General features: G+C 70.4%; 20 protein-coding genes. 14 read left to right on the forward strand and 6 right to left on the reverse strand.

The annotated features are described in order from the left end of the window. Nucleotides 1-146: 146 nt before the first annotated feature. Nucleotides 147-1,697, reverse strand: a complete 1,551-nt coding sequence (locus ACFYU0_RS23745; protein WP_389303985.1) for a hypothetical protein — start codon at nucleotides 1,695-1,697, stop codon at nucleotides 147-149. A gap of 178 nt (nucleotides 1,698-1,875) precedes the next feature. Between ACFYU0_RS23745 and ACFYU0_RS23750 the strand changes: the two genes are divergently transcribed. Both ACFYU0_RS23750 and ACFYU0_RS23755 read left to right on the forward strand, forming a co-directional pair. Beyond that, nucleotides 1,876-3,093 (forward strand): hypothetical protein, encoded by a 1,218-nt coding sequence (locus ACFYU0_RS23750; RefSeq protein WP_389303987.1) that lies wholly within the window; start codon nucleotides 1,876-1,878, stop codon nucleotides 3,091-3,093. Between the two features lie 34 nt (nucleotides 3,094-3,127). Then, entirely contained in the window at nucleotides 3,128-3,442 is a 315-nt protein-coding gene (locus ACFYU0_RS23755; RefSeq protein WP_389303989.1) for a hypothetical protein, read from the forward strand. Here the strand turns inward: ACFYU0_RS23755 and ACFYU0_RS23760 are convergent. Genes ACFYU0_RS23760 through ACFYU0_RS23775 form a run of 4 tightly spaced genes read right to left on the reverse strand, consistent with a single transcriptional unit; the run spans nucleotide 3,423 to nucleotide 7,282 of the window. After that, nucleotides 3,423-4,193, reverse strand: a complete 771-nt coding sequence (locus ACFYU0_RS23760) for a succinate dehydrogenase/fumarate reductase iron-sulfur subunit (protein WP_389303991.1) — start codon at nucleotides 4,191-4,193, stop codon at nucleotides 3,423-3,425. The genes ACFYU0_RS23755 and ACFYU0_RS23760 overlap by 20 nt on opposite strands. Further along, the gene (locus ACFYU0_RS23765; protein ID WP_389303994.1) at nucleotides 4,190-6,121 is read right to left on the reverse strand and encodes a fumarate reductase/succinate dehydrogenase flavoprotein subunit; all 1,932 of its coding nucleotides are present in this window, start codon (nucleotides 6,119-6,121) and stop codon (nucleotides 4,190-4,192) included. The genes ACFYU0_RS23760 and ACFYU0_RS23765 overlap by 4 nt, the downstream gene beginning before the upstream one ends. A gap of 23 nt (nucleotides 6,122-6,144) precedes the next feature. Further along, nucleotides 6,145-6,966, reverse strand: a complete 822-nt coding sequence (locus ACFYU0_RS23770) for a hypothetical protein (protein ID WP_389303996.1) — start codon at nucleotides 6,964-6,966, stop codon at nucleotides 6,145-6,147. 25 nt (nucleotides 6,967-6,991) lie between these two features. Continuing rightward, nucleotides 6,992-7,282 carry a hypothetical protein gene (locus ACFYU0_RS23775; RefSeq protein WP_351662364.1) on the reverse strand — a complete coding sequence of 97 codons (291 nt, stop codon included), beginning with the start codon at nucleotides 7,280-7,282 and terminating at the stop codon, nucleotides 6,992-6,994. A 286-nt stretch (nucleotides 7,283-7,568) separates the two neighbouring features. Here ACFYU0_RS23775 and ACFYU0_RS23780 point away from each other — a divergent pair, with 286 nt between their 5' ends. The 7 genes from ACFYU0_RS23780 to ACFYU0_RS23810 all read left to right on the forward strand — a co-directional run bounded on the left by ACFYU0_RS23780 (nucleotide 7,569) and on the right by ACFYU0_RS23810 (nucleotide 18,518). Next, on the forward strand, nucleotides 7,569-9,761 hold the full coding sequence (locus ACFYU0_RS23780) for an ABC transporter family substrate-binding protein (RefSeq protein WP_389303998.1): 2,193 nt from the start codon (nucleotides 7,569-7,571) through the stop codon (nucleotides 9,759-9,761). A gap of 209 nt (nucleotides 9,762-9,970) precedes the next feature. Beyond that, nucleotides 9,971-11,878 (forward strand): translational GTPase TypA, encoded by a 1,908-nt coding sequence (gene typA, locus ACFYU0_RS23785; protein WP_351662370.1) that lies wholly within the window; start codon nucleotides 9,971-9,973, stop codon nucleotides 11,876-11,878. A gap of 404 nt (nucleotides 11,879-12,282) precedes the next feature. Beyond that, complete coding sequence (locus tag ACFYU0_RS23790) at nucleotides 12,283-13,329, forward strand: ABC transporter permease (RefSeq protein ID WP_389304001.1); 1,047 nt, start codon at nucleotides 12,283-12,285, stop codon at nucleotides 13,327-13,329. Between the two features lie 103 nt (nucleotides 13,330-13,432). Further along, nucleotides 13,433-15,229 carry an ABC transporter substrate-binding protein gene (locus ACFYU0_RS23795; protein ID WP_351662376.1) on the forward strand — a complete coding sequence of 599 codons (1,797 nt, stop codon included), beginning with the start codon at nucleotides 13,433-13,435 and terminating at the stop codon, nucleotides 15,227-15,229. A 99-nt stretch (nucleotides 15,230-15,328) separates the two neighbouring features. After that, nucleotides 15,329-16,306, forward strand: coding sequence for an ABC transporter permease (locus ACFYU0_RS23800; RefSeq protein WP_389304003.1), 978 nt, complete (start codon nucleotides 15,329-15,331; stop codon nucleotides 16,304-16,306). Nucleotides 16,307-16,321: 15 nt separating this feature from the next. Next, nucleotides 16,322-17,383 carry an ABC transporter ATP-binding protein gene (locus ACFYU0_RS23805; RefSeq protein WP_351662382.1) on the forward strand — a complete coding sequence of 354 codons (1,062 nt, stop codon included), beginning with the start codon at nucleotides 16,322-16,324 and terminating at the stop codon, nucleotides 17,381-17,383. A 13-nt stretch (nucleotides 17,384-17,396) separates the two neighbouring features. Then, nucleotides 17,397-18,518 (forward strand): ABC transporter ATP-binding protein, encoded by a 1,122-nt coding sequence (locus tag ACFYU0_RS23810; RefSeq protein ID WP_389304006.1) that lies wholly within the window; start codon nucleotides 17,397-17,399, stop codon nucleotides 18,516-18,518. Here ACFYU0_RS23810 and ACFYU0_RS23815 read toward each other — a convergent pair. After that, complete coding sequence (locus ACFYU0_RS23815) at nucleotides 18,515-19,252, reverse strand: class I SAM-dependent methyltransferase (RefSeq protein WP_389304009.1); 738 nt, start codon at nucleotides 19,250-19,252, stop codon at nucleotides 18,515-18,517. The two genes, ACFYU0_RS23810 and ACFYU0_RS23815, sit on opposite strands and share 4 nt — an antisense overlap. Before the next feature lie 120 nt (nucleotides 19,253-19,372). On the opposite strand from ACFYU0_RS23815, the gene ACFYU0_RS23820 reads away from it, so the two are divergent. Genes ACFYU0_RS23820 through ACFYU0_RS23840 form a run of 5 tightly spaced genes read left to right on the forward strand, consistent with a single transcriptional unit; the run spans nucleotide 19,373 to nucleotide 24,971 of the window. After that, a complete protein-coding gene (locus ACFYU0_RS23820; RefSeq protein ID WP_389304011.1) occupies nucleotides 19,373-20,995 on the forward strand; it encodes an ABC transporter substrate-binding protein in 1,623 nt (540 codons plus the stop codon). A gap of 6 nt (nucleotides 20,996-21,001) precedes the next feature. Further along, nucleotides 21,002-21,925: an ABC transporter permease gene (locus tag ACFYU0_RS23825; RefSeq protein ID WP_351662391.1), complete on the forward strand. Its 924-nt coding sequence runs from the start codon at nucleotides 21,002-21,004 to the stop codon at nucleotides 21,923-21,925. Further along, nucleotides 21,918-22,904, forward strand: a complete 987-nt coding sequence (locus tag ACFYU0_RS23830; RefSeq protein WP_389304014.1) for an ABC transporter permease — start codon at nucleotides 21,918-21,920, stop codon at nucleotides 22,902-22,904. The genes ACFYU0_RS23825 and ACFYU0_RS23830 overlap by 8 nt, the downstream gene beginning before the upstream one ends. An 8-nt stretch (nucleotides 22,905-22,912) precedes the next feature. Further along, complete coding sequence (locus ACFYU0_RS23835; protein WP_351662397.1) at nucleotides 22,913-23,896, forward strand: ABC transporter ATP-binding protein; 984 nt, start codon at nucleotides 22,913-22,915, stop codon at nucleotides 23,894-23,896. Next, on the forward strand, nucleotides 23,880-24,971 hold the full coding sequence (locus tag ACFYU0_RS23840; RefSeq protein WP_351662399.1) for a dipeptide ABC transporter ATP-binding protein: 1,092 nt from the start codon (nucleotides 23,880-23,882) through the stop codon (nucleotides 24,969-24,971). The genes ACFYU0_RS23835 and ACFYU0_RS23840 overlap by 17 nt, the downstream gene beginning before the upstream one ends. Nucleotides 24,972-24,999 lie beyond the last annotated feature (28 nt).

The following is a 24,999-nucleotide window of genomic DNA, read 5'->3' on the forward strand; positions in this document are numbered from 1 at the left end:
GCGGAACAGGCCTGACCGTCCCGGCGGAGGCACTGCTCAGCCTCTTCTGAGAGTCGCGGCGCGGTCGGCGGGACACCTCTTCTGAGAGTCGCGGCGCGGTCGGCGGGACACCTCTTCTGGGAGTCGGGGCGCAGCGCGGCAGGCGGTCACGGCAGGTGGCGCCGGGAGCGGGTTCGGGGGCCGCCGAAGCTCGCCGGGGGGCCGCCGTCCGGATCCTCTGCCAGAAGGATGCCGCCGAGGAGGGCGCCGGTGAGGCCGGTGGCGTGGCCGTCGGGGAACGGGTTCCCATGGGCGCGCACGTCCCGTTCGGCCAGCTCCCGGGCCTGCCGGGCGAGCACGTCCGCCTCCGTACCCGAGTCCAGGGCCCTGACCGCCTGCGCCAGCCGGGCCCGTGCCTCTGCGCCCACCGCCCCCCGGTGCACGGCGACGAAGCTCTCCGCGGCGTCGACCGAGCCGCGCGACACGAGCAGCGCGGCGGCGTCCAGCACCCCGGACCGTCCCGCCTCCAGGCGCTCCACGGCCCGCGTGATCCGGCGCAGCGCGTCCAGCGGGTCGTACCGGCCGCCGGTCAGCTCGGCGCGCACGGCGGCCGGCGCGGCGTCGGCGTGCGCGAGGCGCGCCCGCAGCTCACCGCCGGTCAGGGAGGTGCGCCCGCCCTCCTTCCGTGCGCCGGCGATCACCGCCTCCGCTCCGGTCAGCGCGGCCGGCACCAGCGCGGCCGCCTCCCGCAGCCGGGCGGCGAGCCGTTCCACCCCGCCCACCAGGACGCCGGCCTGGGTGACACCGCCCTCGGCGGCGCGCAGCTGCCGGGCGGCGCGTGACAGCTCGCCCGAATCGGCGTCCTGACGCGCCTCGTTGAGCCGTTCGGTGGCGAACACCAGCCGGTCCTTGGCCTGTTCCAGGTACCCGGTGACGGGCGCGCCCGCCGAGGGCCCGTACCGCTCCCGCAGTCCGGCCGCCGTCGCCTGCGCCGCCGCCGTCCGCGCGGCCAGCCCACGGAACCGCGCCTCCGCGACCTCGAGGGCCGCGCTCACCCCCTGCTCCAGACCGCGCAGCCGGTCCAGCTCCGCCGCCTCGGCGTCCAGTCGCCGTCCCGCCTCCGCGCACCGCCCGATCACCCCCACCAGTGCCTGCCGCCGGGCCGTCGAGTCCCCCGGGACCCCCTCCTCGTACCGTCGCCATATCGCGAACGCGGCCGACAGTTCGGTCTCCGCGGCCCGCAGGGCGTGGGCGAACGGCTCGACCGCAGCCGCCCCGAACAGCTCCTCGGCGTAGGAGAGTTCCTCCCGGCTGCCGCGGACGCAGTCGTCGGCCAGCACCAGCGCGGCGCGGGCCTGCCGCTCGCTCTCGGCGGGAGTGGGCACGGGCGGCGCCGCCGGCACCACGCCCGGTGTGGTGCGGGTCCGGGCCCGCCGGGTGCGCCGCAGATACCCGTAACCGGCCAGCGCCCCGGCCGCGCCGAGGGCGGCGAGCGGCAGCACGAGGTCGGTCGTGGACGTCTCGTCCTGCCCCGGCGCGGCGGACCCGGCGACCGGTTGGGCCGGGGCGGCGGGAACCGGATCACCGCTTCCCGTCGTCATCACCGGCAACGCCAGCCACCCGGTACCCACGAGCGCACCGGCCGCGGCGAGCGCCAGACGCACCCGTACGGGCGCGCGAGTGTGCCGGGGCCGGCCGCGGATCGGGGAGGACGTCACATTTCGGAGCGTATGGGCAGGTAGGCGCCCGCGCGAGTGGGGCGGACGCGGCTGGGGGAACGCGATGACAGGGGGTCGGATGGGCACGGAACGGCGCGACCGGGAGACGGAACCGGACCAGGGGACACCACGAGACCGGTCCCTCGAGACCCCGCCCGCCCCTGACGCAGATCGGCCCGTGCCCGACGAACAGTCTGCCCCCGCCCGCGACGCAGATCGGCCCGCGCCCGACGAACAGTCCGCCCCCGCCCCCGACGCAGGCCGACCCGCGCCCGACCAGCAGCCCACCCCCGCAGCCCCCGACGAACAGCCCACCCCCGCAGCCGCCGATGAGCACCCCGCACCCACCGACGCCGACGAGCAGCCCGCCCCCACCCACGGCGGGAAGCCCGGACGGCGCCGGCTGCGCCGTGTCCTGCTCGCCGTCCTCCTGGTCCTGACCCTGCCCCTGCTCACCGCCGAGACGGCACTGCGCCTCAACTACAACGGCACTCCGGCCCCCGGCGCCCTCACCCGTCACAAGGACGCCCTCTGGCTGGGCCACGCCTGGGTGGACGGCCGCAAGACCGACACGGACGTGAAGGCCCTCGCCGATCGCCTCCGTGGCACCGGCATCCGCGACCTGTACGTCCACGCCGGACCCCTGGAGCACGACGGCACGCTGCCGAAGTCGGCATACAGGAGGGCGGGTTGGCTCACCGCGGCCGTGCACCGGGAGCTGCCCGGCGTCCGGGTCCAGGCCTGGCTCGGCGACGTGCTGGCCAGTGAGGGTCCCGACGGCATGCGCCTGGAGCGCGCCGCCACCCGCGAGGCGATCGTCGAGTCGGCCCGCGGCGTCCTCGCCGCCGGCTTCGAGGGCGCCCACTTCGACCTGGAGCCCCTCCACTCCGGCGACCGCGACTACCTCTCCCTCCTCGACGACCTGCGCGCCCTCACCCGCGCCCACCACGCCCTGCTCTCCGTCGCCGCCCACCAGATCGACCCGGTGCCCGGGTTCCACTCCTTCTGGGGCACGACCACCGGCCACCCCAAGTGGTGGTCGCAGGCCTACTTCGGGCAGGTGGCCCGCCGCGTGGACCAGATCGCCGTGATGTCGTACGACACCATGCAGCCCCTGCAGAGCCTGTACGGCGGCTACGTGGCCCAGCAGACCAGCCTCGCCCTGGAGGTCACGCCCAGGACGACCGACCTCCTCATGGGCCTGCCCTTCTACCACGAGAACCGCTTCGGCCACTGGAACCACGCCGAGACCGCCACCGCCGCCGTCCGCGGCGTCCGCCTCGGCCTGTCCCGCACCGACGCCGGCCGCACCCGCTTCGGCGTCGCCCTCTACGTCGACTTCGCGGCCACCGAGGACGACTGGACCGCGTACCGGAAGGGATGGGTGCGGGGGTAGTGCCCCGGTCCCGGGTGCGTGTCATGCTCAGCGCATGAACACGTTCCTGGTGATCGCGGGCGCGCTGGCCGTGGCACTGATGGCCGCCTCCGGGCTCGCGGCCGTGACGACCGGCTGGGTGGCGCCCTTCGGCCGCCGACGGGTCCTGCGGCCGAAACTGCACGGGTACGGCCAGCTGCTCGGAGCGGCCGCGGCGTCCCTGTGGATGTTCCTCGGCGTGTTCCCCGCGCGGTTCGACGTGCTCCCGCTCGTCGCCTGGGTCGTGTTCATGGGCAGCCTCGGCATCCAGATGCTCGCGCAGCGCCCCGGCCGCACCCCCGTGCCGCCCGCTACGGAGTCCGTCTCCTGATCTTCGAGCCCAGCCACACCAGGGGGTCGTACTTGCGGTCGACGGCGCGTTCCTTCAACGGGATCAGGGCGTTGTCCGTGATCCGGATGCCCTCCGGGCAGACCTCCGTGCAGCACTTGGTGATGTTGCAGTAGCCGAGGCCGTGCTCGTCCTGGGCCGCGCGACTGCGGTCCAGGCCCTGCTCGGCGGCCGCGTCCAGCGGGTGCATGTCCAGCTCCGCGATGCGCATCAGGAAACGCGGACCGGCGTACGCCCCCTTGTTCTCCTCGTGGTCGCGCACCACGTGGCAGACGTCCTGGCACAGGAAGCACTCGATGCACTTGCGGAACTCCTGCGAGCGCTCCACGTCCTCCTGCGACATGCGGTACTCGCCCGGGCCGAGACCGGCCGGCGGCACGAACGCCGGGACCTCCCTGGCCTTGCGGTAGTTGTAGCCGACGTCCGTCACCAGGTCCCGGACCACCGGGAAGGCCCGCAGCGGGGTGATGGTGACCGTCTCGTCCCGGTCGAAGACCGACATCCGGGTCATGCACATCAGCCGGGGCCGGCCGTTGATCTCCGCCGAGCACGAACCGCACTTGCCCGCCTTGCAGTTCCAGCGCACCGCGAGATCCGGGGCCTGGGTGGCCTGGAGGCGGTGCACGATGTCGAGCACCACCTCGCCGTCGTTGACCTCGACCGTGAAGTCCGCCAGGTCACCGCCGCTCACATCGCCCCGCCACACCTTGAAGCGGGCCTCGTAGCTGCTCACTCGTACAGCTCCTCTTCGGCGAGGTACTTGACCAGCTCCTCCTTCTCGAAGAGGGCGAGCAGGTCCGGGCGGACGGGTTCGGTGGTCTCCCGGGTGAGCCGGATCTGGCCCCGGGCGGGATCACTGCCGGTGAGGGTGCCGCCGGGGTCGGCGAGCGCGCACAGCAGGTTCACGTTGCGCCAGGAGCGGTCCATCGCGGGGTGGTCCTCGCGGGTGTGCCCGCCGCGCGACTCGGTGCGCTCCAGCGCGGCGCGCGCCACGCACTCGCTGACCAGCAGCATGTTCCTGAGGTCGAGGGCCAGGTGCCAGCCCGGGTTGAACTGGCGGTGCCCCTCGACGCCGGCCTGCCGGGCCCGTACCCGCAGCTCGGCCAGCTTGTGCAGGGCCTGCTCCATCTCGCCCTCGCGGCGGATGATGCCGACCAGGTCGTTCATCGTCTGCTGGAGCTCCTGGTGCAGGGTGTACGGGTTCTCCGGCGGGCCCGCCTCGCCTTCCGTCCGCGCGGAGAACGGGCGCAGGGCCTCCGCGGACGCCGTGTTGACCTGGGCCTCGTCGACCCGCGGGCGCCGGTCCGCCAGCGCCTGCGCGTGCTCGGCCGCGTGCCAGCCGGCCCGGCGCCCGAACACCAGCAGGTCGGAGAGCGAGTTGCCGCCGAGCCGGTTGGAGCCGTGCATGCCGCCGGCGACCTCACCGGCCGCGAACAGCCCCGGCACCCCGCGCGCCGCCGCCGTGTCGGAGTCGACGGCGATGCCGCCCATCACGTAGTGGCAGGTCGGTCCGACCTCCATCGCCTCCGCGGTGATGTCGACGTCCGCCAGCTCCTTGAACTGGTGGTACATCGACGGCAGCCGGCGCCGGACGACCTCGGCGGGCATCCGGGTGGACACGTCCAGGAAGACCCCGCCGTGCGGCGAGCCGCGGCCCTCCTTCACCTCGGAGTTGATCGCCCGGGCCACCTCGTCGCGGGGCAGCAGCTCGGGAGGCCGGCGGTTGTGCTCGGGGTCGTCGTACCACCGGTCGGCCTCCTCCTCCGACTCGGCGTACTTCTCCTTGAACACGTCCGGGACGTAGTCGAACATGAACCGCTTGTTCTCGGAGTTGCGCAGCACGCCGCCGTCGCCGCGCACCGACTCGGTGACGAGGATGCCCTTGACCGACGGCGGCCAGACCATGCCCGTCGGGTGGAACTGCACGAACTCCATGTTCAGCAGCGGCGCCCCGGCCAGCAGCGCGAGGGCGTGCCCGTCGCCGGTGTACTCCCACGAGTTGGAGGTGACCTTGAACGACTTGCCGATCCCGCCGGTCGCGACGACCACGGCCGGGGCCTCCAGGACGAAGAACCGCCCGGTCTCGCGCTCGTAGCCGAAGACGCCGCCGACCTGGTCGCCGTCCTTGAGGATCCGGGTGACCGTGCACTCCTGGAACACCTTCAGCCGCGACTCGGGGTCCCCGGACTCGCGGGCGTCCTCCTGCTGCAGCGAGACGATCCTCTGCTGGAGGGTGCGGATCAGCTCCAGGCCCGTACGGTCGCCGACGTGCGCGAGGCGCGGGTACTCGTGGCCGCCGAAGTTGCGCTGCGAGATCCGGCCGTCCTTGGTCCGGTCGAACAACGCGCCCCAGGTCTCCAGCTCCCACACCCGGTCCGGCGCCTCCCGGGCGTGCAGCTCGGCCATCCGCCACTGGTTGAGGAACTTGCCGCCGCGCATCGTGTCGCGGAAGTGGGTCTGCCAGGTGTCGTGCTCGTTGGCGTTGGCCATCGCCGCCGCGATGCCGCCCTCGGCCATCACCGTGTGCGCCTTGCCGAACAGCGACTTGCAGATCACCGCCGTACGGGCGCCCCGCTCGCGTGCCTCGATCGCGGCGCGCAGCCCGGCGCCGCCGGCACCGACCACGACGACGTCCCACTCCTGCCGGTCGACCACGGACATCAATCAGTCCCTCACTGGAGTCACTAGAAGAAGCGCGGATCGTCGAAGACGCCGGACGCGACGAGGTAGACGTAGAAGTCGGCGAGCGCCACGCTCACCAGGGACGTCCACGCGAGCAGCATGTGGTGGGCGTTCAGCCGCCCGACGACCTGCCACGCCTTGTAGCGCACGGGGTGCCGCGAGAAGTGCTTGAGCTTGCCGCCGACGATGTGCCGGCAGGAGTGGCAGGAGATCGTGTACGCCCAGATCAGCACGATGTTGGCCAGGAAGACCAGGGTGCCGAGGCCCATGTGCCCCCAGCGGTAGTGCGTGTCCCGGAAGGACAGCACGGTGTCGTAGGTCAGCACACCGGCGACCAGCAGGGCGGCGTAGAAGAAGTAGCGGTGGACGTTCTGCAGGATCAGCGGGAAGCGGGTCTCGCCGGTGTACCCGCGGTGCGGCTCGGCCACCGCGCAGGCGGGCGGGGACGCCCAGAAGCTGCGGTAGTACGCCTTGCGGTAGTAGTAGCAGGTCAGGCGGAACCCGAGCGGGAAGATCAGGATGATGATCGCCGGCGAGACGCCCCACCAGCTCCCGAAGAGGTCCGCGTTCGGTCCGGCGCGCATGGTGCGGCAGTTCTCCGCCAGGCAGGGCGAGTAGAACGGGGAGACGTACGGCGCCGCGTAGTAGTGCGCGTTGGAGAACGCCCGCCAGGTCGAGTAGACGACGAACGCGAGCAGACCGGCCGCGGTGACGGCGGGCGCCAGCCACCAGCGGTCGGTCCGCAGATGCGGTGCGGCGATCGCGGCGCGCGTGCCGCCGCGCACGCCGCCGCTGTCCGGTTGGGATTCCGTACCAGTAGCCAAGACGGGACTCCGGTCGGTTCGGGGTTCAGGGAGCGTGCCGGTCGCGGGCGCCCAGACCCTCGTCGTCCGAGTCCGTCCACAGGCTGATGTCGTACGGCGTGTCGGAGATGGTGACGAGGTCGGGCCGGTTGGCGGCGGCCGGGTGGTTCGCCGCCTCGCGCAGCAGCCGCAGGCTGTCGCGCAGATGGTCGGCGTCCATCCGGACCCGGCGCATCTCCAGGCCACCGCTGCCGAGCTGCTGCTCCAGGCGTCCGATCGACCGGTGCAGGTCGTCCAGGCAGCGCTGGACGGATGTCAGTTCGTCGTGCACGGACATGACTTGCCCTCACTTCCGCGGGTCTGCGGGCCTTGGGCGGCGACGTTCATGCGCCTTGGAGTGTTGCGCGTCACACCTGGTGCTGTGAAGAGATGTGCACCGATTGGCCGAGGCGTACGGATGCACTTTCGGTGTGTTGCGCCGCACGGGTGGGGTTCGTGTGCGTTGCCGACGTGTCGCCCGCTGTTGCCGGATCCTTTCCTCTTCAGTGGGTGCATAGATCTGATCAGCTCCATATACCGCCAAAAGTGATCATAACGCCCGCGGCTTCCCGGAGGTAGCAGAGATGTCCCACCACGGCGTCGGCCTGCGCGCGGTCCTGCGCCCGGCCGCCTTGCTCACCGCGGGCGCCCTCGCGGTGCCGCTCCTGGCCGGCTGCGGCTCCGACGAGGAGGCGAGCCGCCCGCTGGCCGGACCGGACATCGGCCTGGTCGCCCGTGACAAGGTCGCCGAGGGCGGAACGCTGAAGTGGGCCGTGGACGCCGTGCCGGAGACCCTGAACACCTACCAGGCCGACGCCGACGCGGGCACCAGCCGCGTCGCGCAGGCGGTGCTGCCGTCGATGTTCCGGTCCGACGCGAACGGCCGACCGCAGGTGAACCCCGCCTACCTGGAGTCCGCCAAGGTCATCGAGACCGAGCCGCGCCAGGTCGTGCTGTACAAGCTGAACCAGCAGGCGGTGTGGAGCGACGGCCGGGAGATCGGCGCCGCCGACTTCGCCGCCCAGTGGCGCGCCCTGTCCGGCAAGGACAGCGCCTACTGGACCGCCCGCAACGCTGGCTACGACCGCATCGAGAAGATCGAGCGCGGCTCCGGCGACCTCCAGGTCAGGGTCACCTTCTCCCGGCCCTACGCCGACTGGAAGTCGCTGTTCTCCCCGCTGTACCCGAAGGACGTCATGGGCACCCCGGACGCCTTCAACGACGGCGCCCGCCGGAAGCTGAACGTCACCGCGGGCCCGTTCAAGGTGGAGAAGGTCGACACCGCCGAGAAGGACGTCGTCCTCACCCGCAACCCGCGCTGGTGGGGCAGCCCCGCCAAGCTGAACGAGCTGGTGCTGCACGCGGTGGACCGCGACAAGCGGGTGTCCGCGCTCGCCGACGGGACCGTGCAGATCGCCGACATCGACGCCGCCGACGCCGAGCGCATCAAGGCGGCCGGCGGCGCGGCCGGCTCCCCGCTGCAGGGTGGCGGCAGGACCAGCGCGAGCAGGCTGCGGTCCTGGGCGCTCGCGCACGGCTTCGACGCCGAGCAGGTGAAGGCCGGCAGGAAGAAGCTGCGCAAGGCGATCACCCGGTACCTGGAGCAGCAGCAGGAACTGCGCGCCTTCGGCGTCCGCAAGTCGCTCGAGCCCGCCTACACCCAGCTCGCCCTCAACGGCGCCGGGGGCATGCTCGCCGACGAGCGGGTCCGCCGGGCCGTCGCGCGGGCCCTGGACCGCGAGGAACTGGCCAAGGTCGTGCTGACCCCGCTCGGCCTGCCCGCCGTGCCGGTCGGCAGCCACCTCGCCCTGTCCGGGCAGGACGCCTACGCCGACGGCAGCGGCGCCCTGGGCGGCCCGGACGTCAAGGAGGCGCAGGCGCTGCTCACCGACGCCGGCTGGGTGGCCGGCGGGCCGGTGAAGGAGCGGAAGCAGGGTGAGAAGGCGGCCGGCGCCGAGCGCGGCAAGGGCGACCAGGAGAAGAAGTCCGACGGCGGCAAGGACGGCGAGTACATCGTCGGCGAGGACGACGACAAGGCCGACCAGCAGGAGTCGGCCGAGGAGCGCCGGGAGAAGAGCGACGAGGGCGGCAAGCACCTCGCCCAGGACGGCCGGCAGTACTCCGGCAAGGACCTGAAGCAGGGCGGCGCCCCGGGCGCCTACGCCCCGCGGGGCACCGCCGCCCCGGCCGGCGCCGTGACCGCGCCGCTGGCGAAGGACGGCAAGGCGCTCGACCTGCGCTTCGTGCTTCCCTCAGGACCGGGGTCCCAGACGCTGGACACCGTGGCCGCCCGGATCTCGGCGATGCTGACGAAGGTCGGCATCCGCACGACGATCACCAAGGTCTCCGACGAGAGCTACTTCAAGGACCACATCGCCTCCGGCGACTACGACCTGGCCCTGTACTCGTGGCCCTCCTCCGCCTTCCCCGCCACCGACGCCCGGCCGATCTACGGCAAGCCGATCCCGGCCGCCGACGGCTCGGTGAACATCGAACAGAACTACACCCGGGTCGGCACCGACCAGGTCGACCAGCTCTTCGACCAGGCCGCGTCGACGCTGGACGAGGACGAGGCGCGCGACCTGATCCGCAAGGCGGACTCCCGCATCTGGGCCGCGGCCGCCTCCATCCCGCTCTACCAGCGGCCCGAGCTGGTCGGCGTGCGCAAGGACGTGGTCAACGCGGGCGCGTTCGGCTTCCGGACGCCGGTCTACGAGGACATGGGTTTCCTGAAGAAGGGCGCGAAGATCGCACCCGGCCCGACCGCCACGAAGTGAGGATCCCGGCTGTCCGGCGGGTGGACCGGAGCCCGTCCGGAACGTGAACACGGGCCGTCCGGCACCTGGCCCCGTGGCCCTGCGGAGGCCGTCACCCGCAGGGCCACGTACCATGGGGTGAGGCCGTGGCGTGTCCAGCCCGGCAGGGCCCGCGCATCAGCAAGACGTCCGCGCAGGGCAATCCTCATACTCCGGGAGTACGCCGCAATATGGCCACGCGCCACGACATCCGTAACGTCGCCATCGTCGCCCACGTCGACCACGGCAAGACCACCATCGTCGACGGCATGCTGAAGCAGGCCGGCGCGTTCGCCGCCCACCAGCTCGACCAGGTGGACGACCGGGTCATGGACTCGAACGACCTGGAGCGTGAGAAGGGCATCACGATCCTCGCCAAGAACACGGCGGTGAAGTACCACCCCAAGGACGGTGGGGACCCGATCACGATCAACATCATCGACACCCCCGGCCACGCCGACTTCGGCGGCGAGGTCGAGCGCGGTCTGTCGATGGTCGACGGCGTGGTGCTCCTCGTCGACGCCTCCGAGGGCCCGCTGCCGCAGACCCGCTTCGTGCTGCGCAAGGCCCTCCAGCAGCGCCTGCCCGTCATCCTGTGCATCAACAAGACGGACCGCCCGGACTCCCGGATCGACGAGGTCGTCAACGAGACGTACGACCTGTTCCTCGACCTGGACGCGGACGAGGACCAGATCGAGTTCCCGATCGTCTACGCCTGCGGCCGTGACGGCGTCGCCTCGCTGACCAAGCCGGACGACGGCACGGTCCCGGCCGACAGCGACAGCCTGGAGCCGTTCTTCTCGACGATCCTGGAGCACATCCCGGCCCCCACCTACGACGAGGCCGCCCCGCTCCAGGCCCACGTCACCAACCTCGACGCCGACAACTTCCTCGGCCGTATCGCGCTGCTCCGCGTCGAGCAGGGCGAGCTGCGCAAGGGCCAGACCGTCGCGTGGATCAAGCGCGACGGCTCCATCAGCAACGTGCGCATCTCCGAGCTGATGATGACCGAGGCGCTCACCCGCAAGCCCGCCGAGGTGGCCGGCCCCGGTGACATCTGCGCCGTCGCCGGCATCCCGGACATCATGATCGGCGAGACGCTGGCCGACACCGAGAACCCGGTCCCGCTGCCGCTGATCACGGTGGACGAGCCCGCGATCTCGATGACGATCGGCACCAACACCTCGCCGCTGGTCGGCCGGGGCGGCACCGGCAAGGGCGCCGACGCGAAGGCGGCCGTCAAGGACCGCAAGGTCACCGCCCGCCAGGTGAAGGACCGCCTGGACCGCGAGCTGATCGGCAACGTCTCGCTGCGCGTGCTGGACACCGAGCGTCCGGACGCCTGGGAGGTCCAGGGCCGCGGTGAGCTGGCGCTCGCCATCCTGGTCGAGCAGATGCGCCGCGAGGGCTACGAGCTGACCGTCGGCAAGCCGCAGGTCGTCACCAAGGACGTCGACGGCAAGACCTACGAGCCGGTCGAGCGCATGACGATCGACGTGCCCGAGGAGCACATGGGCGCCGTCACGCAGCTCATGGGCGTGCGCAAGGGCCGGATGGACAACATGTCCAACCACGGCTCGGGCTGGGTCCGCATGGAGTTCGTCGTGCCGTCCCGCGGTCTCATCGGCTTCCGTACCGAGTTCCTCACGCAGACCCGCGGCACGGGCATCGGCCACTCCATCCACGAGGGCTTCGAGCCCTGGTTCGGCACCCTGACGACCCGCAACAACGGCTCCCTGGTCGCCGACCGCTCCGGCGCCGTCACCGCCTTCGCGATGACGAACCTCCAGGAGCGCGGCGTGCTCTTCGTGGACCCGGGCACCGAGGTGTACGAGGGCATGATCGTCGGTGAGAACTCGCGCTCCGACGACATGGACGTGAACATCACCAAGGAGAAGAAGCTCACGAACATGCGGTCCTCGTCGGCCGACTCGTTCGAGGCGATCGTGCCGCCCCGCAAGCTCTCCCTGGAGCAGTCCCTGGAGTTCTGCCGCGACGACGAGTGCGTCGAGGTGACCCCGGAGGCGGTTCGCATCCGCAAGGTGAACCTGGACGCCCGCGAGCGCGCCCGCGCCGCGAGCCGCGCCAAGCACGGCTGACGCCGGCGCCCCGAGCCCACAGAACCCGGCCCTCCGCCTTCCGGAGGGCCGGGCTTTCGGCATGAATGGCGGCACTCCGCGCGGGGAGCGGTTCGGCGACCGGTTCGCCCGGACGGGCACCGGTGACAAGTGTTCGGATAGCGGGGACAAGCGCGTCAAGTTTCGGACATGTAACGAAAAAAAAGTCACGAGCTGTCCGATTTGCCGAGAACCCTTTGGTCGTGTCAAGCGCGCACAGGTGTCGATCTCTGCAATTTTTGCTCAAAATATTGACGGTAGGGAGATCCCTATGTCTTCCGCCCTTGACGCGCGTTGAACGCATTGGCGAAAGTTCCCCCAAACCGCAGAACTCTCCGGTATCTGCGCTGCGCTCAGCTCTCCAACCCCCCGGGGGAAGAACTCACATGTCCAGTCCTGCCAAGGCTGAAGGCTCCGGGCCGTCGGTTGCCCTGGAGCCCGAACTCGAGCCGGCTCCTGCGCCCGTGAAGGGCGAGACCACGCTCGAGGGTCGCTCTCCCGGTCAGTTGATGTGGCAGCGCTTCAAGCGTGACCGTACCGGTGTCATCTGTGCGGCGATAGTGATTTTGTTCTTCGTCGTCGGCCTGGCCGCGCCGCTGCTGACGAAGCTCAGCGGGACGGATCCCTACACCCTGTACGGGCAGGACCCGACGTACCAGGACAGCCCGGTCCTCGACGACTTCGGTCTGCCGCTCGGCTACTTCGGCGGCCTGTCCGGTTCGCACTGGTTCGGCGTGGAGCCGCAGTACGGCCGCGACGTGTTCGCGATGCTGGTCTACGGCATGCGCACCTCGCTGTTCATGGCGCTGGGCATCACGGTCCTGATGATGGTCACGGGTGTCATCCTCGGTCTCGTCGGCGGTTACTTCGGCGGCAAGACCGACTACTGGATCGGCCGCGTCACCGACTTCTTCCTCGCCTTCCCGCAGCAGCTGTTCTTCATCGCCTTCATGCCCGTGGTGACCGCGTTCTTCGTGGACCCGCGCGAGTCGACGCCCACGTACCTGCGTGCCCTGGCGATGCTCATCGTCCTCTGGCTCCTCGGCTGGATGGGCATGGCCCGTCTGGTGCGCTCGACCGTGCTGTCCCTGCGCGAGCGTGAGTTCGTCGAGGCCGCCAAGGTCTCCGGCGCCTCGCCCTGGCGGATCGTCCGCAAGGAGATCCTGCCGAACGTGGTGACGCCCATCCTGGTGCAGTTCACGTACACGCTGCCCAGCACCATCCTCACCATCGCGTTCCTGTCCTTCGCCGGTGTCGGCTTCGTCGAGCCGACCCCGGACTGGGGGAAGCTGTTCGCCAACGGTGCCAAGTACACCGAGCAGGACCCGGCGTTCCTCTTCTTCCCCGGTCTCGCCTTGGTGATCTTCGTCCTTGCCTTCAACCTCCTCGGAGACTCGGTACGGGACGCGTTCGACCCCAAGTCCGGGCGGTAGATCGTCCACTTGTGGGGGGATGACTGCCACCCCCGGAGTCGGCCTACCAGCCGCGTCAGGCAGTACTCAGGAATATCAACCGACAGGTAGGTGCATTCGCCTCATGAAGTCGTTCAGCTCGCGCAGAGCGCAGGCCATCGTCGTCGCCCTCGCGGCCGGCTCCCTCGTGCTCACCGGATGCTCCGAGAACAAGGGCTCCAACTCCGGCGCGGACTCCAAGAAGGACCAGCAGGAAGCCTCGGTCCAGTCGAAGGCGGTCACCTACGCCGACGCCGCCGGCTCCACCGGTCCGGCCGAGGACATAGCCGGCGCCCAGAGCGGCGGCACCATCACGGTGTACCAGGAGGCGGGCCTCTCGCACCTGGACCCGGGCCAGATCTACGTCTCCGACGCCGGCCAGGTCGCCAACCTGCTCTTCCGCCGCCTGACCCAGTTCAAGGAGGACGACAAGGGCAACGTCTCGGTCGTGGGTGACCTCGCGACCGACTCGGGCAAGTCCTCCGACGGCGGCAAGACCTGGACGTTCACCCTCAAGGACGGCATCAAGGACGCGAAGGGCAACGCCATCACGTCCGCCGACGTCCGCCACTCCGTCGAGCGCCTGTACGCGAAGTTCATCTTCGACGGCCCGACCTACCTGCAGACCTGGCTGAGCGGCGCCAAGTACCGCGACGCGCTGCCCAAGGGCGGCTTCGACGGCAAGCACCTGCCGAAGTCCGTCCTGGACACCCCGGACGACAAGACCGTCGTCTTCCACTTCGACACGCCGCGCCAGGACCTGCCGCAGACCCTGGCCATGGCCGGCTACGCGATCGTCCCGGCCAAGGACGACACGAAGGAGAAGTACGACTCGGCCCCGGTCGCCACCGGTCCGTACAAGGTCCAGACGTACAAGAACGGCAAGTCCCTGGTGCTCGTCAAGAACACCAACTGGGACCCGAAGACCGACTCCGTGCGTCACCAGTACGTGGACGGCTTCAACTTCCAGTTCGGCGTCACCGAGTCGACCCAGACCAAGCGTCTGATCGCCGACCAGGGCAACGACAAGAACGCCATCCAGTTCACCGGCGGCGTCGAGGCCACGCAGATCCAGGACGTCATCAAGACGCCGTCCGTCAACAAGCGCACGGTCAAGGGCTACCAGCCCTACGTCATGCAGCTGACGTTCAACCTGGACCGCGTGAAGGACCTGAAGGTCCGCCAGGCCATCGCCTACGCGGTGAACTCCAAGTCGCTCATCGCCGGTGAGGGTGGTGTCTACGGCGGCGACGTGGCCCCGAACTACTTCGCCCCGACGCTGCCGGGCTACGAGGCCAAGTACGACCCCTACGGCCGTCTGAAGACGCAGCAGGGCAACATCGCGAAGGCCCAGGAGATGCTGAAGGGCGTCCCGGCCGCCGAGAAGAAGGTCGTCTTCGCCTACCCGAACAGCGAGAACGGCCAGAAGCGCAAGGTCGCCATCGAGGACGCGCTGACCAAGGTGGGCTTCAACGTCGTCTCCAAGGAGGTCGACGCCGCGAGCTTCTACGAGCAGATCGGCAAGCTGAAGAACCCGTACGACATGTACATCACCGGCTGGGGCCAGGACTGGCCGTCGCCGTCGACGGTCGTCACCCCGATCTACGACGGTGACCAGGTCGCCGACGGTGCGTCGAACTACTCGCACGTGAACGACCCGAAGGTGCAGGCGCTGATCAAGAAGGCGCTCAACGAGAAGCCCGAGCAGGCCGCGGCCACCTGGAAGGAGGCGCAGCACTACCTGCTGGAGAAGGTCGTGCCGGCGGCTCCGCTGTGGTACACCAAGCAGTTCCAGCTCTCGGGCTCGAACGTGGGCGGTACCCGCTACAGCTCGGTGTCGAGCCTCCTCGACATCAACCACCTGTTCCTGAAGAAGTCGTAACTCTCTACGGCTGAACGCGGGGACGCGCACCAGGCGGAGCGCGTCCCCGCACCTCCGTGAAACCTCCCACTCGTCTCCGCAGAGAGCAGCCCTCCCGCCATGCTTCAGTTCATCCTCCGGCGCACGGTCGGTGCCCTGGTCACCCTGTTCCTCATCGGCGCCGTCACGTTCTTCCTCTTCGTAGCCGCGCCGTCCGATTACGCCTCCCTGGCCTGTGGCAAGGACTGCTCTCCCCAGCGGCTGGAGGACATCCGCCAGGCCCTCGGTCTCAACCTCCCGATCGCCCAGCAGTTCTGGGACTTCATGTCGGGCATCTTCACCGGCCGTGACTTCCCGGCCGGCCACTGCGACGCTCCGTGCCTCGGCCAGTCGTTCTACTCGGGCGAGATGGTCTGGTCGACGATCCTGGACCGCTTCCCGACCACGCTCACGCTGACCGCCGGCGGTGCGGTCGTCTTCCTCGTGGTCGGCGTGGGAGCCGGCATGATCGCCGCGTACAAGCGCGGCTCCGTGGTCGACAAGGTCGCCACCGGCGCCTCGATGGTGCTCAGCTCGTTCCAGATCTACCTGCTCGGCCCGATCGTCCTGTGGATCTTCGTCTACAGCACGGGCTGGATGGAGAACCCCGCGTACGTCCCCATCACCCAGGACCCCTGGGGCTGGTTCACCGGCATGCTGCTGCCGACCCTGGTGATGGCCACGATCTTCACCGCGCAGTACACCCGTATGGCGCGCTCCTCGATGATCGAGCAGCTCGCCGAGGAGCACGTGCGCACCGCCCGCGCCAAGGGCATGTCGCGCAAGTACGTCTTCTTCCGCTACGCCTGGCGTGGCGCGCTCATCCCGATCGTCACCGTCCTCGGCATCGACCTGAGCAGCATGCTCGGCGGCGCCGTCGTCACCGAGCTGACCTTCTCCCTGCAGGGCATCGGTCGCCTGGCCGTGGACGGCGCGATCCACAAGGACCTCCCCATGACCATGGGCGTCATGCTGTTCGGTGCCTTCTTCATCCTGATCTTCAACATCCTCACCGACATCGCGTACGCCTGGATCGACCCGCGCGTCCGGCTCTCCTAGGAAGAACGAACCACCGTGACCACACTGACCAAGACCGAGGACGCGTCGGCCCCGACCGGTCCGGAGAGCTTCCTCTCGGTGCGCGATCTGAAGGTGCAGTTCTCCACCGAGGACGGCATCGTCAAGGCGGTCGACGGCCTCTCCTTCGACGTCGAGCGCGGCAAGACCCTGGGCATCGTCGGCGAGTCCGGCTCCGGCAAGTCCGTCACCAACCTGACGATCCTGGGCCTGCACAACCCGCGGACCTCCCAGGTCGACGGCGAGATCGTCCTCGACGGCAAGGAACTCGTCACCGCCGGTGAGCGGGAGCTCGAGCGGCTCCGCGGCAACAAGATGGCGATGATCTTCCAGGACCCGCTGACCGCGCTGTCGCCGTTCTACACGGTGGGCCGCCAGCTGTCCGAGCCGTTCATGAAGCACCGCGGCGCCTCCAAGAAGGAGGCCAAGGACCGGGCCATCCAGATGCTGGAGAAGGTCGGCATCCCGCAGCCGAAGGTCCGCTTCGACGACTACCCGCACCAGTTCTCCGGCGGTATGCGCCAGCGCGCCATGATCGCCATGGCGCTGATGTGCGACCCCGAGCTGCTGATCGCCGATGAGCCGACCACCGCGCTCGACGTGACGGTGCAGGCGCAGATCCTCGACCTGCTGAAGGACCTCCAGCAGGAGTTCGGCTCCGCGATCATCTTCATCACCCACGACCTCGGCGTCATCTCGCACATGGCCGACGACCTGCTGGTGATGTACGCGGGCCGGGCCGTGGAGCGCGGCAGCGTCCGCGAGGTGCTGCACGAGCCGAAGCACCCCTACACCTGGGGCCTGCTCAGCTCGATGCCGCGTCTGGACAGCGACCTCGACCAGCACCTGACGCCGATCCCCGGCAGCCCGCCCTCGCTGCTCAACCCGCCCACCGGATGCCGCTTCCACCCGCGCTGCGCGTTCCGGGAAGAGGTGGAGGGCAACCTCTGCTCGGAGGTGCGGCCGCCGCTGGGCGAGGGTCGTGCCGCCGCGTGCCACCTCACGGCGGAGCAGAAGCAGACCATCTTCATCGACAAGATCCAGCCCCGGCTGCGCTAGGGAGAACCGAGACATGAGCGACAACCTCACCCTCCCGGCACAGCAGGACACCTCCGGCACCCCGGCGGAGGCGCTGCTCGAGGTCAAGGGCCTCACGAAGCACTTCCCGATCTACGGCGGCTTCCCGATCAAGCGGCGGGTCGGCGCGGTGCAGGCCGTCGACGGCATCGACCTGACCGTCGGTGTCGGCGAGAGCGTCGGCCTGGTCGGCGAGTCCGGCTGCGGCAAGTCGACGACGGGCCGGCTGATCACCCGGCTGCTGGAGCCGACCGCCGGCTCGATCACCTACGCCGGGCAGGACATCACGCACGCCTCGCGCCGGCAGATCGCGCCCGTGCGGTCCGAGATCCAGATGATCTTCCAGGACCCGTACTCCTCGCTGAACCCGCGGCAGACCGTCGGCTCGATCATCAAGTCGCCGATGGAGGTCAACGGGATCGACCCGGAGGGCGGCCGGGAGAAGAAGGTCCGTGAGCTGCTGGAGCTCGTGGGCCTGAACCCGGAGCACTACAACCGCTTCCCGCACGAGTTCTCCGGCGGTCAGCGTCAGCGCATCGGCGTCGCCCGCGCGCTGGCCCTGAACCCGAAGCTGATCGTGGCGGACGAGCCGGTCTCCGCGCTGGACGTGTCCATCCAGGCGCAGGTGGTGAACCTGCTCCAGGAGGTCCAGAAGGAACTGGGCATCGCCTTCCTGTTCATCGCCCACGACCTCGCCGTGGTGCGGCACTTCTCGCAGCGCGTCGCGGTCATGTACCTCGGCAAGATCGTCGAGGTCGGTGACCGCGAGTCGATCTACAACCGGCCGCGCCACCCCTACACGCACGCCCTGCTGTCGGCCGTGCCGGAGGTCGGCGTCGACGGGGACACCGCGGACCGGGAGCGCATCCGGCTCTCCGGCGACGTCCCCTCGCCGATCCACCCGCCGTCCGGCTGCCGCTTCCGCACCCGGTGCTGGAAGGCGCAGGACAAGTGCGCGACGGAGGAGCCGCCGCTGGTGCAGCTCTCCGGCAACCGTGCCGGCCACCTGACGGCCTGCCACTTCCCGGAGGAGCCGACGACCGAGGCCCGCGACGAGGACATCGTCATGGACCCGGCACTGCTGGCGCTGGAGGAGAGCGACACCCCGGAGGCCTAAGAAGCCCGGGCCACGGTGATGATCTCGGGGCCGGCGGGGGTCAGTGGCCCCCGCCGCCAGTCCCCGTAGCGCTCGGCGACGGTCAGTCCGGCCTCGCCGAGGAAGCCGTCAAGGGCGTCGGCGCCGAGGAACCGCAGGGTGCTGTGGCACACCAGCGGCCGGTCCCACCGCGCGCCCGCGTAGGTCTCCGTGAAACCGAGCCGGTCCCCGACGGGGGCCGGCTCGGCGTCGTGCCACACCTTCACGAGGCCGCCGTCCCCGTCGGGGATCTCGTACACCTTCTCCGGCGTCCAGCGCTCCCAGGCGCGGGCCGCCGGATTCCGCGTCTCGAAGACGAACCGGCCGCCCTCGGCGAGCGCCCGCCGGACCCCGCGCAGGCAGGCGCGCACGTCGTCGTCGCCGAGCAGTTCCTGGAAGGCGTGACCGGTCATCACGACCAGGTCGAACGCCCCCTCCCAGCGGTGCGTCGTGAGGTCCCCGAGCACCCACTCACCCGCCGGGTCGGCCCGCCGCGCCTGTACGAGCATGGCCGCGGCCGGATCCAGGCCGGTGAGCCGGCCCCGGTGTCCCGCGTCCCGGGCGGCGCGCAGCAGCCGGCCGGTTCCGCAGCCGACGTCCAGGACCGTCTCCGCCTCCATGACGAGCCCCAGGTAGAAGTCGTCGTCGGGGCCCCAGGCGTTCAACCTGTCGTACAGCGAGGCGAGTTCCATGTCGGCGAATGCGCGATCGACCATGCCGCGAGTCTGCCTGCTGATCCGCCGATCAGTAAGCGGATCGGGGAATCCGCCGCGAGGCGTGAGTTTTATCAGCCTTTTCACGTGATATGTCTGATTGTGTATCACGAGGAGGTGCCGATGCGCCCAACCGGGCACGCCCGACGGGCCGCGGGCGCGCTGGCCCTGGCTCTCGCCGCGACGGCCTGCGGGGGCGGCGCCGGCGGCGCGGGCGGCGCCGGGGTGCTGACCTCCTCCTGGGGCGACCCGCAGAACCCGCTGGAGCCGGCCAACACCAACGAGGTGCAGGGCGGCAAGGTGCTCGACATGATCTTCCGGGGCCTGAAGCGGTACGACCCGAGGACCGGCCAGGCGAAGGACATGCTCGCCGAGAGCATCGAGACCCGGGACTCCACGAACTTCACGGTCCGGGTCAGGGACGGCTGGACCTTCTCCAACGGCGAGAAGGTGACCGCGAGGTCCTTCGTGGACGCCTGGAACTACGGCGCGAGCCTGCGGAACAACCAGAAGAACGCCTACTTCTTCGGCTACATCGCGGGCTACGACAAGGTCCACCCCGACAGCGGCCGGCAGACCGCGGACACCCTGTCGGGCCTCAGCGTCACCGGCCCGCTGACCTTCACCGTCCGGCTCAACCAGAAGTTCTCCAGCTTCCCCGACACCCTCGGCTACGTCGCCTTCGCCCCGCTCCCGAAGGCGTTCTTCACCGACCACGCGGCCTGGGTGAGCAAGCCGGTCGGCAACGGGCCGTACCGGGTCCGTTCGTACACCAAGGGCTCGGCGATGGCCCTGGAGAAGTGGGACGCCTACCCGGGCCCGGACCGGGCCCGCAACGAGGGCGTCAGCCTGCTGGTCTACACGGACAACAACACCGCGTACACCGACGTGCTGGCCGGCAACCTCGACCTGGTCGACGACGTGCCCGCCACCCAGCTCAAGAACGTGCGGACCGACCTCGACGGCCGCTACATCAACACCCCGGCCGGCATCCTGCAGACCCTCGCCTTCCCGTTCTACGACCCCAGGTGGAACACCTCCGGAGCCCGGAAGGTGCGCACGGGCCTGTCCATGGCGATCAACCGCGCGCAGATCACCCGCACCCTCTTCCGCGGCACCCGCACCCCGGCCACCGACTGGACCTCCCCGGTCCTCGGCGCCAAGGGCGGCTACCAGTCCGGCCTGTGCGGCCACGCCTGCGACTACGACCCCGGCGGCGCCAGGAAGCTGATCCGGGAGGGCGGCGGCATCCCCGGCGGACGGCTGAAGATCACCTACAACGCCGACTCGGGCTCCCACAAGCAGTGGGTGGACGCCGTGTGCAACTCCATCAACAACGCCCTCGGCGACGACCGGGCCTGCGTCGGCAACCCGATCGGCACCTTCGCCGACTTCCGCAACCAGATCTCGCGGCACAAGATGCCCGGTCCCTTCCGGGCCGGCTGGCAGATGGACTACCCGTTGATCCAGAACTTCCTGCAGCCGCTGTACTACACGGGAGCCTCCTCCAACGACGGCACGTGGTCGAACAAGCAGTTCGACCGGCTCGTCGACCGGGCCAACGCCGAGACCGACACCGCCCGCTCGGTCGCGCTCTTCCAGCAGGCCGAGGGCGTGGTGCGGGACAACATGGCCGCCATCCCGCTGTGGTACCAGAACGGCAGCGCCGGCTACTCCGCGCGCCTGTCCCACGTCGCGCTCAACCCCTTCAGCGTCCCGGTCTACAACGAGATCAAGGTCGGCTGAGCCGTCATGGGGCGCTACGTGGTGCGGCGGCTGCTGCAGATGGTCCCGGTGTTCATCGGGGCCACGGCGCTGATCTTCCTGATGGTGAACGTCATGGGCGACCCCGTCGCCGGCCTGTGCGGCGAACGGAGCTGCGACCCGGCGACGGCGGCCCAGCTCAAGAGGGAGTTCGGCCTCGACAAGCCGATCCTGCAGCAGTACGGGACCTACATGGTGAACATCTTCACCGGGGACTTCGGGACGGCGTTCAACGGCCAGCCGGTCACCGAGCTGATGGCGGCGGCGTTCCCGGTCACCATCCGGCTGACGATCGTGGCGATCCTCTTCGAGATCGTCGTCGGCATCGCCCTGGGCGTGGTCACGGGGCTGAGGCGCGGCCGGCCCGTCGACACCTCGGTGCTCGTCGTCACCCTCGTGGTCATCGCCGTGCCCACCTTCGTCACCGGTCTGCTGCTCCAGTTGCTGCTGGGCGTCGAGTGGGGCTGGATCAAACCCTCGGTCTCCCCGGCCGCGTCCTTCGACGAGCTGATCGTGCCCGGCCTGGTCCTCGCCTCCGTCTCGCTCGCCTACGTCACCCGGCTGACCCGCACCTCCATCGCCGAGAACAAGCGGGCCGACTACGTGCGCACGGCCGTCGCCAAGGGGCTGCCCCGGCGCCGGGTGATCACCCGGCACCTGCTGCGCAACTCCCTCATCCCCGTGGTCACCTTCATCGGCACCGACATCGGCGCGCTGATGGGCGGCGCCATCGTCACCGAGCGGATCTTCAACATCCACGGCGTCGGCTACCAGCTCTACCAGGGCATCCTGCGGCAGAACACCCAGACGGTCGTCGGCTTCGTGACCGTGCTCGTGCTGGTCTTCCTGGTCGCCAACCTGCTGGTGGACCTCCTGTACGCCGTACTCGACCCGAGGATCCGCTATGCCTGAACGGCGACCGGAGCAGGACGGTGCGATCGCCGGAACCGGCATGGGAGGCGCCATGGATTTCGCGACCAGTGAGGCGACGACGCTCGAGCCGGCCCCGGGCGGCCCCGGCGCCGGGGCCGCGGCGGACACCGGCCGGCCGCGCTCGCTGTGGTCCGACGCCTGGCGGGAACTGCGCCGCAACCCGGTCTTCCTGCTCTCCGCCCTCGTCATCCTCTTCCTGGTCTTCATCTCCCTGTGGCCCTCGGCGATCGCCCCCGGCAGCCCCCTGAGCTGCGACCTGGCCAAGGCCCAGGACGGTCCCGGCCCCGGCGCCCCCTTCGGGTACGACGGCCAGGGCTGCAACGTCTACACCCGGACCGTGTACGGCGCCCGTACGTCCGTCACGGTCGGCGTCTGCGCCACGCTCGGGGTCGCGCTGCTCGGGTCGGTGCTGGGCGCCCTGGCCGGGTTCTTCGGCGGAGTGTGGGACTCGGTGCTCTCCCGCGGCACCGACATCTTCTTCGCCATCCCGGTCGTCCTCGGCGGTCTGGTCCTGCTGTCCGTCGTCACCAGCAACACGGTCTGGCCGGTCATCGGGTTCATGGTGCTGCTGGGCTGGCCGCAGATCTCCCGCATCGCGCGCGGCTCGGTCATCACCGTCCAGCAGAACGACTACGTCCAGGCGGCCCGCGCCCTCGGCGCCTCCCACTCCCGGATCCTGCTGCGGCACATCGCCCCGAACGCCGTCGCCCCGGTGATCGTCGTCGCGACCATCGCGCTCGGCACGTACATCGCGCTGGAGGCGACCCTGTCCTACCTCGGCGTCGGCCTCAAGCCGCCCAGCGTCTCCTGGGGCATCGACATCTCCGCCGCCTCGCCCTACGTCCGCAACGCCCCGCACGCGCTGCTGTGGCCCGCGGGCGCCCTCGCCGTCACGGTCCTGGCGTTCATCATGCTCGGCGACGCGGTGCGCGACGCCCTCGACCCGAAGCTGAGGTGACCGGCCGCATGCTGCTCGAAGTGCGCGACCTGCACGTGGAGTTCCGGACCCGGGACGGGGTCGCCAAGGCCGTCAACGGGGTGTCGTACGCCGTCGACGCCGGGGAGACCCTGGCGGTGCTCGGCGAGTCCGGCTCGGGGAAGTCGGTGACCGCGCAGGCCGTGATGGGCATCCTCGACACGCCCCCGGGCAGGATCACGGGCGGGGAGATCCTCTTCCAGGGCCGGGACCTGCTGCCGCTGAAGGAGGAGGAGCGGCGCGCCGTCCGGGGCTCGGAGATGGCGATGATCTTCCAGGACGCCCTGTCCGCCCTCAACCCCGTGCTCAGCGTGGGCGACCAGCTCGGCGAGATGTTCGTGGTGCACCGGGGCATGTCGAAGAAGGACGCCCGGGCCGGGGCGGTCGAGCTGATGGACCGGGTGCGCATCCCGGCCGCCGCGCAGCGGGTGCGGGACTACCCGCACCAGTTCTCCGGCGGCATGCGCCAGCGCATCATGATCGCCATGGCGCTGGCCCTGGAGCCCGCGCTCATCATCGCCGACGAGCCCACCACCGCCCTGGACGTCACCGTGCAGGCCCAGGTCATGGAGCTGCTGGCCGAGCTGCGGCGCGAGTACCGGATGGGCCTGATCCTGATCACCCACGACCTGGGGGTCGTCGCGGACGTGGCCGACCGCATCGCGGTCATGTACGCGGGCCGGATCGTGGAGTCGGCCCCCGTGCACGACATCTACAAGGCGCCCGCGCACCCCTACACCCGCGGCCTGCTGGACTCCGTCCCGCGCCTGGACCTCAAGGGCAAGGAGCTGTACGCCATCAAGGGCCTGCCGCCCAGCCTGACGCACATCCCGCCCGGCTGCGCCTTCCATCCCCGCTGCCCGATGGCACGGGACGTCTGCCGCACCGACGAGCCGCCGCTGTACCCCGTCTCCGCGGAGCGCGGCAGCGCCTGCCACTTCTGGAGGGAGTGCCTGGATGACCGCGACCACTGAGCCCGTCCTGGAGGTCGGCGGCCTCGTCAAGCACTATCCGCTGACCCGGGGCATCGTCTTCCAGAAGCAGATCGGCGCGGTCAGGGCGGTCGACGGCGTCGACTTCCACCTGGGCCGGGGCGAGACCCTCGGCATCGTCGGCGAGTCGGGCTGCGGCAAGTCGACGGTGGCGAAGATGCTGTGCAACCTGGAACGGCCGACCGCGGGCTCGATCCGGTTCAAGGGCGAGGACATCACCGGACTGTCGGGCCGGGCCCTGAAGGCCGTCCGCCGCAACATCCAGATGGTCTTCCAGGACCCCTACACCTCGCTCAACCCCCGGATGACGGTGGGGGACATCATCGGGGAGCCGTACGAGATCCACCCGGAGGCGGCCCCCAAGGGGGACCGCAGGCGCCGGGTCCGGGAACTGCTGGACGTCGTCGGTCTCAACCCGGAGCACATCAACCGCTACCCGCACCAGTTCTCCGGCGGCCAGCGCCAGCGCATCGGCATCGCGCGGGGCCTGGCGCTGCGCCCCGAAGTGATCGTCGCCGACGAGCCGGTCTCCGCCCTGGACGTCTCGGTGCAGGCGCAGGTGATCAACCTCCTGGACCGCCTCCAGTCGGAGTTCGACCTCTCCTACGTGTTCATCGCGCACGACCTGTCGATCGTGCGGCACATCTCGGACCGGGTCGGGGTGATGTACCTGGGGCGCATCGTGGAGACCGGCACCGACACCGAGATCTACGAGCATCCGACCCACCCGTACACCCAGGCGCTGCTCTCGGCGGTCCCGGTGCCCGACCCGGACTCCAGGGAGGACCGCGAGCGGATCATCCTGTCCGGCGACGTGCCGTCGCCCACCGACATCCCCTCCGGCTGCCGCTTCCGCACCCGCTGCTGGAAGGCCCGGGAGCGGTGCGCCCGGGAGGTGCCGGCCCTGGCCGTGCCGGAGGCGTTCCGCCCGGGCAGCGGCCCGGCCGCGCACGACTCGGCCTGCCACTTCGCCGAGACGCTGCCCGTGAGGCGCCCCGGCGCCGACGGGACGCGGGAGGCCGGGCAGCCCGCCGGCAACGGCAGCGGGCCGGGATGACATGGCGCATCCCGGCCCGCTCACGGCA

It is taken from the genome of Streptomyces sp. NPDC003720 (assembly GCF_042875075.1).
In the GTDB taxonomy this organism is placed as follows: Bacteria; Actinomycetota; Actinomycetes; order Streptomycetales; family Streptomycetaceae; genus Streptomyces.

What these genes read in the sequence shown, in the direction of transcription:
- ACFYU0_RS23815 (WP_389304009.1), bottom strand. Translation starts at nt 19,252, where the DNA reads ATGGTCGATCGCGCATTCGCCGACATGGAACTCGCCTCGCTGTACGAC.
- ACFYU0_RS23795 (WP_351662376.1), top strand. Translation starts at nt 13,433, where the DNA reads ATGAAGTCGTTCAGCTCGCGCAGAGCGCAGGCCATCGTCGTCGCCCTC.
- ACFYU0_RS23790 (WP_389304001.1), top strand. Translation starts at nt 12,283, where the DNA reads ATGTCCAGTCCTGCCAAGGCTGAAGGCTCCGGGCCGTCGGTTGCCCTG.
- ACFYU0_RS23840 (WP_351662399.1), top strand. Translation starts at nt 23,880, where the DNA reads ATGACCGCGACCACTGAGCCCGTCCTGGAGGTCGGCGGCCTCGTCAAG.
- ACFYU0_RS23775 (WP_351662364.1), bottom strand. Translation starts at nt 7,282, where the DNA reads ATGTCCGTGCACGACGAACTGACATCCGTCCAGCGCTGCCTGGACGAC.
- ACFYU0_RS23820 (WP_389304011.1), top strand. Translation starts at nt 19,373, where the DNA reads ATGCGCCCAACCGGGCACGCCCGACGGGCCGCGGGCGCGCTGGCCCTG.
- ACFYU0_RS23800 (WP_389304003.1), top strand. Translation starts at nt 15,329, where the DNA reads ATGCTTCAGTTCATCCTCCGGCGCACGGTCGGTGCCCTGGTCACCCTG.
- ACFYU0_RS23780 (WP_389303998.1), top strand. Translation starts at nt 7,569, where the DNA reads ATGTCCCACCACGGCGTCGGCCTGCGCGCGGTCCTGCGCCCGGCCGCC.
- ACFYU0_RS23835 (WP_351662397.1), top strand. Translation starts at nt 22,913, where the DNA reads ATGCTGCTCGAAGTGCGCGACCTGCACGTGGAGTTCCGGACCCGGGAC.
- ACFYU0_RS23810 (WP_389304006.1), top strand. Translation starts at nt 17,397, where the DNA reads ATGAGCGACAACCTCACCCTCCCGGCACAGCAGGACACCTCCGGCACC.
- ACFYU0_RS23825 (WP_351662391.1), top strand. Translation starts at nt 21,002, where the DNA reads ATGGGGCGCTACGTGGTGCGGCGGCTGCTGCAGATGGTCCCGGTGTTC.
- ACFYU0_RS23755 (WP_389303989.1), top strand. Translation starts at nt 3,128, where the DNA reads ATGAACACGTTCCTGGTGATCGCGGGCGCGCTGGCCGTGGCACTGATG.
- ACFYU0_RS23830 (WP_389304014.1), top strand. Translation starts at nt 21,918, where the DNA reads ATGCCTGAACGGCGACCGGAGCAGGACGGTGCGATCGCCGGAACCGGC.
- ACFYU0_RS23765 (WP_389303994.1), bottom strand. Translation starts at nt 6,121, where the DNA reads ATGTCCGTGGTCGACCGGCAGGAGTGGGACGTCGTCGTGGTCGGTGCC.
- typA (WP_351662370.1), top strand. Translation starts at nt 9,971, where the DNA reads ATGGCCACGCGCCACGACATCCGTAACGTCGCCATCGTCGCCCACGTC.